The organism is Defluviimonas salinarum, from assembly GCF_026013545.1.
GTDB lineage: Bacteria > Pseudomonadota > Alphaproteobacteria > Rhodobacterales > Rhodobacteraceae > Albidovulum > Albidovulum salinarum.
Genome location: NZ_JAPDOG010000026.1, coordinates 23209 through 35460, shown reverse-complemented (window position 1 = coordinate 35460; position 12252 = coordinate 23209). Strand labels below are relative to the sequence as shown.

Genomic DNA, 12252 nt, shown 5'->3' with positions numbered 1-12252 from the left:
CACCGGCCCTCGGGTCACGCCTTGCGCAAATGTCACAACGCTGGGTTGCTAACATGCTCAAGCTTGCAAGCCCACTGGACAACGGCGCTGTAGCGGGATTCTGCTTTGCTTTGAGTAGTTTCGATCTTCGGGGTGAAAATGCCAGATACGTCGATACCGGTTTCCCCCGTCGTTATTGATCTCGATATTGCCACCCGAACCACATTCGCGTCAGCGCAGAACTCGGTGCCTATTCTGAGGCGGGTCGCGATCTCGAACACCCAAGACGAAGCATTGAGCGACCTGCGCCTTACGATGGTCGCGCAGCCCGGCTTCTGCCGTACCAAGGAATGGGCGATCGACCGCATTCCAGCCAGCGAGACAGTAGAGTTGCGCGACCGCGACGTGGCGTTGGATTTCGCCACGCTCGATCGCCTCAACGAAGCCGAGTTTGGGCAATTGACCTTTCGTCTTTGCCGGGGCGATGAGATTCTCGCCGAGCATGTCGCCAAGATCGAGCTTCTCGCCCGAGACGAATGGGGCGGTTCGGGTGAGATGGCGCAGATTCTCGCGGCCTTCGTTTCTCCGAACCACGCGCAGACGGCGCGGATACTCAAGGAGGCTTCGCGGCTTCTTGAGCAGGCCGGGCACAGCGGTGCGCTCAATGGCTATCAAAGCGGCGATCCAGCGCGGACCTACATTCTCGCGGCGGCGGTCTGGTCGGCCGTTACGGCCATGGGCCTGTCATATGCCGAGCCGCCGAAGTCGTTCGAACTGACAGGCCAGAAGATCCGCGACCCCGGCACGGTCGCGGAAACCGGGCTCGCCACCTGTCTTGATACCGCGCTCCTGATGGCCGCGGCTTTGGAGGCGACCGGACTCAACCCTGCGGTCATCTTCACCGAGGGCCATGCATTCGCCGGTGTGTGGCTGACGGACAGGACCTTCCCGGCCACGGTCGAGCGCGATGTCACCGAAATTCGCAAGGCCATCGCGGCGCGGGAGTTCGTTCCCTTCGAGACGACCTTGCTGACCCAGCGCCCCAGCGTCGGCTTCGATCACGCGGTCGCGAACGGCGGCCAGCAGTTGAGTGAGGAGCGTGAAGCCGGGTTTCGGATGGTTGTCGATATCGGCCGAGCCCGATCCGCGGGTATCCGGCCGCTGTCGAACCGCAAGGTTGCCGATGCCATGGGCGTAGCGGAACCGCACGAGGTCGCCGCCGCGCCACTTCCAAAGGCACCGGACTTCAGGTTTTTGCCTGCGGAAACCGCCGAGGAGCCGCAAACCCCGCAGGGTCGGATCGAAAGATGGCAGAAGAAGCTGCTCGATCTTTCGCTTCGCAACAGGCTGCTGAACTTCTCGGAAACCAAGCAGACGCTGAGCTTTGTCTGCCCGGACGTGCCCGCGCTCGAGGACGCGCTGGCGGATGGCGCGCGGTTCCGGGTGATCTCGCTCAACGACGAGAATCCCGTGGGCGACCGCGACCCGAAGCTTTACCGTCAACAGACCGGGCGCGACATCCACGCCGATTTCGCGGCGAGAGCGTTCGAGAAAAAGCAGCTCTGCGCACCCGTGACCGGCAGCGATATGAAGGGCCGGCTGACCACGCTCTACCGCAAGGCCAAGGCCGACCTCGCCGAAGGTGGTACCAACACGCTCTTCCTCGCCGTCGGGTTTCTCCGCTGGAAGAAGACCGAAACGGACACGCGCAGCTACAAGGCGCCGCTGCTGCTTTTGCCGATCAAGCTGAACCGTCGATCCGCGCAGTCCGACTTCTACCTGTCTCATCACGAGGACGACATCACCTTCAACCAGACGCTCCTTCAGTTCCTGGAGCAGGATTTCGGCCTGACGGTCCCGGCACTCAGGGGAGATCTGCCGACGGATCACTCCGGTCTGGACATCGCGCGGATCTTTGACCTGATGCGTGCCGCTGTGCGCGAGGTTCCGGGCTTCGAGGTGACAGAGGACATCGCGGTTTCGACCTTTTCCTTCGCCAAGTACCTGATGTGGAAGGATCTGGTCGATCGCACCGACAGCCTGCGCAACAACCGGCTGGTCCGGCACCTGATCGACAACCCGACCGAACCCTTCGCCGGCGGCGAGGGCGGTCTGCCCGACCCGCGCGAGATCGACCTCCGCGTGCCGCCGTCGAACCTCTTCCTGCCGCTGCCGGCGGACAGTTCGCAGATCGCGGCCGTCGTCGCGGCCGAGGAGGGCAAGGATTTCGTCGTGATCGGCCCGCCCGGAACCGGCAAGAGCCAGACCATCGCCAACATGGTCGCCCATTGCCTCGCCAGCGGGAAGACCGTGCTGTTCGTGGCCGAGAAATCAGCGGCCCTAGACGTCGTCCATCGACGGCTCAAGGCCTACGGGCTTGCCGATGCCTGCCTGGAACTGCATTCGAACAAGACCGACCGCAAATCCGTGATCGGGCAGCTCGGGGCCGCATGGGACCGCGCGGCAGCGGATCAGAACGGTGACTGGCTGCGGCTGACCGGCGACCTCGAGATCCGGCGCGACGAACTGAACGACTATGTCGCGGACCTGCACCGGCCGGGCAGCCATGGTTACAGCATCTTCGACGCTATCGGGACCGTCGCGGGGCGGACGCCTGCTTTCCGCCTGGCCTTCGCCAGCGCGGAAGCGCATGACAGCGCCAGTTTCAGGTCGCTGGAAGACCTGTCCGATCGGCTGTTCCTGACCCATACCGCAGTTACCGGCTTTCACGGGCTCGACTCCATCGCCCGCACCGACTGGTCGTTTTCCTGGCAGAACGAGCTGACGGGCCGCGTCGAGACGCTGGAAGTCGAGACCCACCGGTTTGCCGAAGCCTGCCTCGGTTTTGCGTCCGCTCTGGGCTTGACCGCCGATCCGGACCTCGCCGCCGAGCGATTGGCCGTGCTCGACCGCCTTGCCACCGTTATCGGCAAGACGGCGGAGCGGGACTTCCGCATCGCTCTCGATGCGAGCTTCGACAGCGTCGCCCAGGGTCTTGGTGCCTTCGAGACGGCCGTGCAAGACTACCGGCGCGAGCAGGCGCGGCTGAGCGCGCGTTACGAGGATGCCGAACTGGCGCGAATCCCGCTGGATGAGCTTGACCGAGACTGGCGCAAGGCGGAGGCAAGCCTTTGGCCGCTCTCCGCGCTCGGCCGTCGGCGGGTGCGAAAGCTTCTCCAAAGTTACGCGGCGTCTGGCAAGGCGAACCCCGCCACGGAGATCGCGCCACTCAGGGCCTTGCAGGAATCGATTGGCGCGGTCGGGAAAAGCCCGCTTTCGGCGCTGCCAGCCTTTGCAGGCACCCGCAGCGACCCCGAAGCGCTGCGTGGCTACCTTGCGGAGGCCGGCGAATTGCGCGCGGCCTTGGCCGAGCTCGCGCGGTTGGCGGGCGAGGCCGGTCAGGCGCTGAGCGCGCTCGATGCCGTCGCCGCAGCGGGCGGCGAGGGGACAGACATCGCGCGGAAAGCTGCGGCTTTCCATGTGGCAAAGGCTCGGTTCGACTCCGCCAGGGCCGCTTATGAGACCGTGGCGGACGGGCCGCTGGATGCCGCATCGCTGTCGGATTTGCGACGCACGCTTGATGCCGTGAAAGCCCAGGTCGGCCAGCTTCAGGACTGGGTGAAGTGGGCCGCCGTCCGGCAGGAGGCGGAGGTGCGCGGTCTTGCACCGCTGATCGAGGCGCTCCGCGACGGCAAGGTCGCCGATGCGCGGGAAGCCTTCCGGGTTTCCTATTTTTCCTGGTGGCTGCCGCTTGCCGTCGACGAGAGCCCGCTATTGCGCAGCTTCGTGCATTGGGAGCAGGAGGATCGCGTCGAGCGGTTCCGGGAACTGGATCGCAAGGTGCAGGCGCTTGCCGCAGCGCAGGTCCGGCACCGCGTCGCGCATGGGCTGCCGAGCCGCGATGGCGTTGCGCGGAATTCGGAGCTTGGGACGCTTCGGCATCAACTTGGGCTCCAGCGACCACGGATCTCGATCAGACAACTCCTCGGTGCGATGCCCGAAACCTTCACGCGCCTGACTCCGTGCGTGCTGATGTCGCCCCTCTCGGTCGCGCAGTACCTGCCGGCCGACCAGGCGCTCTTTGACATCGTGATCTTCGACGAGGCGTCGCAGATCACGACGTGGGATGCCGTCGGCGCCATCGCACGCGGGCGCCAGTCGATCATCGTGGGTGATCCGAAGCAGCTGCCGCCCACGAACTTCTTCGGTCGTGCAGACGACGATGAGGGCAACGACGACCTTGCGACGTACGAAAAGGATCTGCCGAGCATTCTCGACGAGGCGACAGCGGCTGGCTTGCCCGAACACCGGCTCAACTGGCACTACCGCAGCCGCGACGAGGCTCTGATCGCGTTTTCGAACCATCACTACTACAAGACGCTCGTCACCTTTCCCCCACCGAAGACCGAAACTGACGCCGTGCAATTCCACTTCGTCGGGGGCGTCTATGCGCGCGGATCGGGCCGCACCAACGAGGCCGAGGCGCGGGCAATCACCCGCCTCGCGACGCGGCGAATGCTCTCGTGGCTGAAACACCCTGAGCCGGAGCGTCCGACGCTCGGGATCATCACCTTCAACGCGCAGCAGCAGGAGTTGATCCTCGATCTTCTCGACGCCGAGCGCCGGACGTCGCCGGAACTCGAATGGTTCTTCGATGACGAGCGCGAGGAGCCCGTGATCGTAAAGAACCTGGAGAACATCCAGGGCGACGAGCGCGATGTCATGCTGTTCTCGATCACCTTCGGGCCGGACAAGGCGGGCAAGCTTTCGATGTCCTTTGGGGCGATCAACCTCGATGGCGGGGAAAAGCGGCTCAACGTGGCGGTGACGCGCGCGCGGGCCGAGCTGCATGTCTTCGCCTCGATCCGGGCCGAGGACATCGACACGACCCGCGCGAAGGGGCTCGGTGTCGCGCATCTGAAGAACTTCCTCGATTATGCGGCGCGCGGCGCACTTGCGCTGCCGGCAATGGAGGAGGGCTCTCTCGGCCCCGCCGAAAGCCCCTTCGAGGACGCGGTGGCCCGTGCCCTGCGCGGCCGCGGCTGGGAGGTGCGCACCCAGATCGGTGTCTCGGGCTTCCGCATCGATCTCGGTGTCGTTCATCCCGACAAGGCCGGGGCCTATCTGGCGGGCGTCGAATGCGATGGCGCGACCTATCACCGTTCGGCCACGGCGCGTGACCGCGACCAGATCCGCGAGGCGGTGCTGCGCAACCTCGGATGGGAGATCCTGCGCATCTGGTCGACCGACTGGTTCATGCGCGAGGCCGAGGCGCTGGACCGCGTCGATGCCGCCCTGCGCCGGCTACTGGAGGACGATCGGGCCGCCCGGACCGTGGCGGATAAAGAGGATTCGGAAGAGGGTGACGCCAAGGATCTGATCGATCCTGAACCGCTGGCCGATCTGGCTGCGCCCGGCGGGCAGGGGGCGGCCCTGAACCAGCTCGACCAGAACCGCGATATGGGCCGCCTTGACCAGATAAAGGGCCCAGGACCGTGCCCATCGGATGAGCCATATCGCGACGACCAGCCCGAGAAGCGCCCCGAGGACGAGCCAGAGCACGGTTCTGGGCAGCACCTGAAGGTCGCCCAGATAGGAAATGGACCAGACACCTGCCCAGATCGCGACGACGAGGACGGCCGCGAAGATCATCCAGACACCGATTTTTAGGAACAGGAACGGGATCGTGCGCAGCAGCAACGTGATCGAGAGCAGAATGCTGAAATCCCACACTTTACAAAGCCTTTCGGTCAAGGGTCCGGCAAGACGACCCTAGGTCATGTTGACAATTGGCGGAGCCAGAGGCGGATCGAGGTTATGTCGATGAAGCCCAGTAAGCTTTCGGCAGTCTTGTCGTAGCGGGTGGCGACACGGCGGGCGTTCTTGAGCTTGTTGAAGCAGCGCTCGACGAGGTTGCGCAACCGGTAGAGTGTGCGGTCGACGGCCACGCGCAGCTTGCGGGTCTTGCGCATTGGGATGACCGGCACCACGTTGCGAGCCTCCATGGTTTTGCGAACTCTGTCAGAGTCATAGCCGCGATCGGCGAGGAGAACTGACGGTTCGGGCAGGTGTCCGTCGTCAGATGATTTGGGACACGAGGGCCTGATCGGGAGCGGAGGGCCAAGCTCGTTGGGGTTTCAGTTTACGCTGCGGTCTGGCTGTGCAGCAAGCGGCGCTGGCGGATGGTGTTCTGCTTGATCTCCTTTCGTCGTTTGAGGATGGTTTCCGCCCTGCTGAGATAGACATCGGCGGGTGTGAGGTTTCCCAGGCTCTCGTGATAGCGGTGGTGGTTGTAGTGGCCGATGAAGGCCGCCACGGCCTCCTCGAGCGCCCCGGGCAGGTAATAGTTCTCGAGCAGGATGCGGTTCTTCAGCGTCTGGTGCCAGCGTTCGATCTTGCCCTGCGTCTGGGGATGGTTCGGGGCTCCGCGGACATGGTCCATGCCCTGACCTTCGAGCCAGTCGGCCAGATCGCCGGAGATGTAACTGCTGCCGTTGTCGGAGAGCAGACGCGGCCGGTGGGCGACCGTGGCGTGATTGCAGCCCGAAGCGACCAGAGCATCTTCCAAGGTGGCGGTCACATCGGCGGCTCGCATCGTGGTGCAAAGCCGCCAGGCGACGACGTAGCGGCTGTAGTCGTCGAGGATCGTCGAGAGGTAGAACCAGCCCCAGCCGACGACCTTCAGATAGGTGAAGTCAGTCTGCCAGAGCTGGTTCGGCCGTGTCGTCTTCTCGTGGAACTCGTCCGCTGCCTTGATGACCACGAAGGCCGGGCTGGTGATCAGGTCATGGGCCTTCAGAACCCTGTAGACGCTGGCCTCCGAGACGAAGTAGCGCCGACTGTCGGTGAAGCGGACGGCGAGCTCCCGGGGTGACAACTCGGGCTGTTCGAGGGCAAGATCGACGATCTGCTTGCGCACCTTGTCGGGGATCCGGTTCCAGACCCGGGCCGGGCGCGAAGGCCGGTCCTCAAGCCCCGCCTTGCCGAGAGACAGGTAGCGGTCATACCAGTGGTAGAACGTCGTGCGCGGCACGCCGACCATGTCGAGGGTCCGCTTCGCCGGCAGGTGCGAACCCTCCACCAGCCGGATGATCTCGAGCTTCTCCGATGCGGGATATCTCATTCCTCGTCTCCCCCATCCCCGAGCATGCTTTTTTTGAGCAGGCGGTTCTCCAGGGTGAGATCGGCCACAGCCTCCTTCAGCGCCGCCGCCTCCTGCCGAAGTTCCTTGACCTCGGGGCTGCGATCGTCGGGAAAACAGTCCACTGGACTGTTTTCTGATCCTCCTCACACCAGGCGCGCCGTGTCGCCCGCAAGCCGCTTCTTGCCGGCCTCAAGGAACTCCTTCGACCAGCTGTAATAGAGGCTCGTCGCGATCCCCTCGCGCCGGCAGAGCTCGGCAATGCTGTCGTCGCCGCGCAGCCCTTCCAGGACGATGCGGATCTTCTCCTCGGCCGAATGGTGCTTCCGAGTGCGCCGGCAGATGTCCTTCACAAGGGCTTCGGCCGTCGGCTTCGCTGTTCCGGGTTTCTGTCTCATCTCCACTCCTTGGCGGTTACGATGAGCCTGAAACCCTCCGTCACAAAATCAACCCAGATGTCCCAGGGGTGCTGACGGGAGACATTCCGCGACCTCGCGATCTTCAACACCGCGATCGACAGCAAGCTCAGGGGCCGCGATCTTGTGAAGCTCAAGGTCGCCGATGTCTGCGCCGCGCAACCCTTCCAAGACGATGCGGATCTTCTCCTCGGCCGAATGGTGCTTCCGAGTGCGCCGGCGGATGTCCTTCACAAGGGCTTCGGCCGTCGGCTTCGCTGTTCCGGGTTTCTGTCTCATCTCCACTCCTTGGCGGTTACGATGAGCCTGAAACCTTCCGTCACAAAATCAACCCAGATGTCCCAGGAGTGCTGACGGGAGACATCCTCGTCGACTACGAGATCGCGCAGGAGGACGTGACCGCCTTTCTCGAACTGATGAGCGAGCGCCGACGCATCCGAATCCGCGACGGAGCGCAGCAATGGGCGCTCCTGCGCGATCTCGAGAACCCCGACATCTGGACGGAGACCTACCACGTGCCGACCTGGGTCGAGTATGTGCGCCACCACGAGCGGCGCACCCAGGCCGACGGCGGCGTCACCGACAGATTGCTCGCGATGCACAGGGGCGCCGGTCCCGTGCGCGTGCATCGGATGATCGAACGCCAGACCGTCTCGCCACGCGACGACATGCCGCTCAAGCAGCCCGAGCCCAAGGGCGAACCGCGCGAAACCTGACCGGATTCCGCCCGAGCACCAGAGCTCCACCGGCAAGCCGCGTCCGGCACGATCATCACCGAATGGAATCCTCGCCGTGCCGTCGATTCAGCAATGTCGTTGGCGTCCATGCGGGGTCCATGGGATAATCGGGACATGCTCGCACCCGTCCCCGAACCGGTCTGCCTGGAGCGCCGCGATCCGGCGCAGAACATGGCGCGGTTCTACGTGCTCGCGCTTCAATACACATTGTTCGGCGAGACCTCCCTCATCCAGAACTGGGGACGCATCGGCGCGTGGGGTCAGGTGAGGACCGAGACGTTTTGCGATGCGGAGGCCGCGCTGGCAGCCGCCCGGAGCATCGAGAGGGTCAAGACGCGGCGCGGCTATCGGCGGGTCGCTTCCACAGCCGCGCCCCGGCCCTGACGCCTGAACATCCCGCGCCATCGCCCGCGCGAGGTGCGCATCGTGCTGGCACGCAAGTCCGGACTTATACATAGAAAACGCCTTGGCGACACAGGTCACCAAGGCGAACGCCTACTGAAATACAAGGCGCCTCCACCACTCACGTAACGACGCCTTGGGGACGCTAACACGGGGTGGTTTCGATGCCAAGAAGTTATCAAAATGATAATTTAATCGTGGGCCGTCTTGCGTGAGCGTTGACGGAAATACCTTTGAGAAAATACATTCCCGACATGGACAGGCTCCGATCGATAATCGAACTCCGGGAGATGTTGCGGCAGCTCGAGAAAGACGTCGGCCTCGCGGACCTGAGCCGGGCCGAACGGGACATTCTGCTCGCCGCGCACAGCCTTTGTGACCGGCCCGGAGATATCATCAGTTCGGAGAAGATCCGCGGCCACAGGCTCGTGCGGTCCCTCGCCCAGGCAACGTTCTACCGCGCCGTCCGCACGCTGCTCGGCCTTGGCCTATTCGAGAGGGCCCCGGCGTCCAAGGCGAAGTCCTACGTCATACGCGGTGATCTGATCGACCATGACCGCCAAAGTCCTTAGCAAACCGGTACCGTTCCCGACGATTTCGCGACGATTGCCATGACGCCACGCGCAGCAATGTTAACGAGTGCAACGTGACGACCCGTCATGCTTTCATCGGGGTGACCATGGCCTACGTCCTGGCGCACGGGCTTACCGCGCTACTGATCACCCCGCTGCAGGCGCGTCTTTTCCCCGACATCACGGCATTTGCCAGCCTGGTTTACCTGCCTCACGGTGTGCGGGTACTGGCAATCTGGCTTTTGAAGCGAGGCGCGCTCCTTCCGCTCTGCCTTGGCGCGTTCCTCTCGGAACTCCTGTTCACGCCAGCGGATGTCAGCCTTGCCACGGACCCGGTCATCCTCGCGTCGATCGCCGTCGGAGCCGCCTCGGCGCTTCTGGCTTTCGAACTGATGCGAGGGCTCGGCCATGACCTCTATGCGCGGCCGACGTTTCATGTTCGCTGGCAATGGCTCCTGCTTGCGGGCGCCATTGCCTCGGTCATCAATTCGATCGGTCAGACGGTCGTCTTTTCCGGCAGCATCCAGCCCGGCGACGCCGCCGCGGTGATCACCACTTACGCCATCGGCGACCTGCTCGGGCTGATCGTCTCTACCCTGGTGCTGATGTTCGTGTTTCGGTGGATGCGCATTTCGTCGGGTGGCGTCTAGCACCGGCATCGACACATCGCGTTGATGCCGCCGCGCTTCCGTTCGGGTTGCGGTTGCGGCCCGAAACGTGCAAGCTGATAGTGGATGCGCAGCGAGAACGGGCCGGTTCGCCCGATCGGAAGCAACCTCCCGATCCCGTGACGGACTGTTCGGTTGCCGCCTCGCGCCGGCGGCAGTAACAGACCCGTCTCCGCTGCGCGGACCAGAGACCGCGGCCGGCGCCTTAGACCGGTCGCGCGGTGGCCCTTCGGACGGAAGCAGCGAAGCATGGAGCTTGCCCTCGCCCTTGGCCTGATCGCCTTCAAGGTCGCGTTGCTGATCGCGGCGCTGCTGCTGCTGCCGCTGCCGCTCACCTGGCTCGAACGCAAGATCGCCGGGCGGATACAGCAGCGGATGGGTCCTATGCGCGTCGGCTGGCACGGGCTCCTTCAGCCCCTGGCCGACGGCATCAAGCTCCTGACCAAGGAAGACCACATCCCCGCCGAGGCCGACCGGTTCCTCTTCAAGCTGGCGCCGATCCTGGCACTCGCGCCGCCCTTCGTGGTGTTCGCGGCGGTTCCCTTCGGCGAAAGCATCTCGGTGATGGGCACCGAGATCTCGCTTTACGTCGCCAATCTCAACGTGGCGCTTCTGTTCATCCTCGCGGTGATCGGGATCGAGGTCTACGGCGTCGTCTTCGGCGGCTGGGCGGCGAACAGCAAGTATGCGCTGCTCGGCAGCCTCAGGACCTGCGCGCAGATGATCAGCTACGAGATTCCGATGGGCTTTGCGGTGATCGGCGTCGTGATGCTGGCGCAGTCGATGAGCCTTGTCGACATCGTGCGCGCGCAGGCCGATATGTGGAACATCGTCTACCAGCCGGTCGGGTTCTTCGTCTTCTTCGTGGCCGGGCTGGCGGAGGCGCAGCGCATCCCCTTCGATCTGGCCGAGGCCGAAGGCGATCTCGGGGCGGGGTTCCACACCGAATACAGCGGCATCCGCTTCATCTTCTTCATGGTCAGCGAATACGTGATCATGGTTCTGGTTTCGGTGCTCGCGGTGATCCTGTTCTTCGGCGGCTGGAACGGCGTGCTGATCCCGCTGCCGCCGCTGCTGTGGTTCTTCATGAAGGTCGCGTTCTTCATCTATCTTTTCATGTGGTTCCGCTTCACCTTCCCGCGCTATCGCTACGACCAACTGATGGCGATCGGGTGGAAGGTCTTGCTTCCGCTGTCGCTCGCGAACATAATAATTACCGGCATTCTATTCGTGTGAGGGACGCAACCACCCCGTGCGGGGGCTCTATGGCACGCGCGCTTGAAAAGTCTGGAAATTGGATCGGCTGGGCGTTCTTCGCCGATTTCGGGACGGCTCTGTCGCTGACCTTCGGCTACATGTTCTCGCGCCCGGTGACGATGCAGTATCCGGACAAGGAGAAATGGCTGCCCTATTCGCGCTATCGCGGCCATCACTTCCTGACGCGCGACGAGAAGGGCGAGATCAAATGCGTGGCCTGCGAGCTCTGCGCCAAGATCTGCCCCTGTGACTGCATCGAGGTGGTCCCCTACGAGGACGCGACCGGCGCGCGCCATCCCAAGGTGTTCGAGATCGACACCGCCCGCTGCCTGTTCTGCGGACTTTGCGAGGATGCCTGCCCGGCCGATGCGATCGCGCTCGGGCAGCAGTATGAGTTCTCGAGCTACGCGTCGCGCGATCTGGTGATCGGGCGCGACGAGCTCATGCGAAAGCCGGGCAAGGCGGAAACCGGCGGCGGCGTCGTCGGCGCACGGCTCGACACCAGGGACGCCGTCCGCGTCGAAACCGACGAACCGGCCGGCTACGACTGGTGGCGCAACATCCGGCGAAGCTGACCGGGCCGGTCCGGGGACCGGAGCGTGGAGAAGGGAGGTCCAGATGCGTGTCGGCGATATCCTCAAGGAGAAATCACCCGAAATCTTCTCGGTCACCCCCGACCGGACCTTGGTTGACGTCCTGCGCCTGTTTGCGAAGCGCAACATCGGCTTCGTCCTCGTGGGGAACACGCCCGGCGAGTACCAGGGCACCCTGTCGGAGCGCGATTGCTGCAACGCCATGGCCGAGCGCGGCGCCGACGCGGCGCAGGCGCGGGCCGGCGAGATCATGAAGCGCGACGTCCCGACCTGTTCGGCCAGCGACCTCCTGCCTCTGGCAATGGCGATCATGACCAGGCAGCGCACGCGGCACGTCATCGTCCTGGACGACGGAAAGCTGGTCGGGATCGTGAGCATCGGCGACGTCGTCAAGCACCGGCTCGACGAGGCTCTGCGCACCGAACAGGAGCTGGAGGAGTATGTCGCCGGGAAGGGCTATCACTGAGGGCGGGTCACGGGCTCCCCG

General features: G+C 64.2%; 7 protein-coding genes and 4 pseudogenes. 9 read left to right on the top strand and 2 right to left on the bottom strand.

Annotated features, from left to right (window positions below; genetic code table 11):
- Nucleotides 1–138 precede the first annotated feature (138 nt).
- Nucleotides 139–5649 (top strand): anti-phage protein ProA, encoded by a 5511-nt coding sequence (gene proA, locus OM960_RS20295; RefSeq protein WP_490372115.1) that lies wholly within the window; start codon nt 139–141, stop codon nt 5647–5649.
- A gap of 107 nt (nt 5650–5756) precedes the next feature.
- Here proA and OM960_RS20290 read toward each other — a convergent pair.
- Both OM960_RS20290 and OM960_RS20285 read right to left on the bottom strand, forming a co-directional pair.
- Nucleotides 5757–6050: pseudogene (locus OM960_RS20290) on the bottom strand (transposase); the annotation flags it as partial.
- A 71-nt stretch (nt 6051–6121) separates the two neighbouring features.
- Nucleotides 6122–7518: pseudogene (locus OM960_RS20285) on the bottom strand (IS3 family transposase).
- Between the two features lie 99 nt (nt 7519–7617).
- Between OM960_RS20285 and OM960_RS20280 the strand changes: the two are divergent.
- The 8 genes and pseudogenes from OM960_RS20280 to OM960_RS20245 form a co-directional block, all read left to right on the top strand.
- Nucleotides 7618–7693, top strand: a pseudogene (locus OM960_RS20280) (integrase); the annotation flags it as partial.
- 217 nt (nt 7694–7910) lie between these two features.
- Nucleotides 7911–8252: pseudogene (locus OM960_RS20275) on the top strand (MFS transporter); the annotation flags it as partial.
- 135 nt (nt 8253–8387) lie between these two features.
- Complete coding sequence (locus OM960_RS20270; protein ID WP_264773245.1) at nt 8388–8657, top strand: WGR domain-containing protein; 270 nt, start codon at nt 8388–8390, stop codon at nt 8655–8657.
- 308 nt (nt 8658–8965) lie between these two features.
- On the top strand, nt 8966–9247 hold the full coding sequence (locus OM960_RS20265) for a hypothetical protein (RefSeq protein WP_264773244.1): 282 nt from the start codon (nt 8966–8968) through the stop codon (nt 9245–9247).
- A 107-nt stretch (nt 9248–9354) separates the two neighbouring features.
- Nucleotides 9355–9897 carry a hypothetical protein gene (locus tag OM960_RS20260; RefSeq protein WP_264773243.1) on the top strand — a complete coding sequence of 181 codons (543 nt, stop codon included), beginning with the start codon at nt 9355–9357 and terminating at the stop codon, nt 9895–9897.
- 267 nt (nt 9898–10164) lie between these two features.
- Nucleotides 10165–11151 (top strand): NADH-quinone oxidoreductase subunit NuoH, encoded by a 987-nt coding sequence (gene nuoH / locus OM960_RS20255; protein ID WP_264773242.1) that lies wholly within the window; start codon nt 10165–10167, stop codon nt 11149–11151.
- Nucleotides 11152–11180: 29 nt separating this feature from the next.
- On the top strand, nt 11181–11747 hold the full coding sequence (locus OM960_RS20250; protein WP_264773241.1) for an NADH-quinone oxidoreductase subunit I: 567 nt from the start codon (nt 11181–11183) through the stop codon (nt 11745–11747).
- Between the two features lie 43 nt (nt 11748–11790).
- The gene (locus OM960_RS20245) at nt 11791–12231 is read left to right on the top strand and encodes a CBS domain-containing protein (RefSeq protein ID WP_264773240.1); all 441 of its coding nucleotides are present in this window, start codon (nt 11791–11793) and stop codon (nt 12229–12231) included.
- Nucleotides 12232–12252: the final 21 nt, after the last annotated feature.

Bases quoted from the DNA above. Each gene is read 5' to 3' on its own strand.
- proA (WP_490372115.1), top strand. From the start codon at position 139: ATGCCAGATACGTCGATACCGGTTTCCCCCGTCGTTATTGATCTCGAT.
- OM960_RS20270 (WP_264773245.1), top strand. From the start codon at position 8,388: ATGCTCGCACCCGTCCCCGAACCGGTCTGCCTGGAGCGCCGCGATCCG.
- OM960_RS20265 (WP_264773244.1), top strand. From the start codon at position 8,966: ATGTTGCGGCAGCTCGAGAAAGACGTCGGCCTCGCGGACCTGAGCCGG.
- OM960_RS20260 (WP_264773243.1), top strand. From the start codon at position 9,355: ATGGCCTACGTCCTGGCGCACGGGCTTACCGCGCTACTGATCACCCCG.
- nuoH (WP_264773242.1), top strand. From the start codon at position 10,165: ATGGAGCTTGCCCTCGCCCTTGGCCTGATCGCCTTCAAGGTCGCGTTG.
- OM960_RS20250 (WP_264773241.1), top strand. From the start codon at position 11,181: ATGGCACGCGCGCTTGAAAAGTCTGGAAATTGGATCGGCTGGGCGTTC.
- OM960_RS20245 (WP_264773240.1), top strand. From the start codon at position 11,791: ATGCGTGTCGGCGATATCCTCAAGGAGAAATCACCCGAAATCTTCTCG.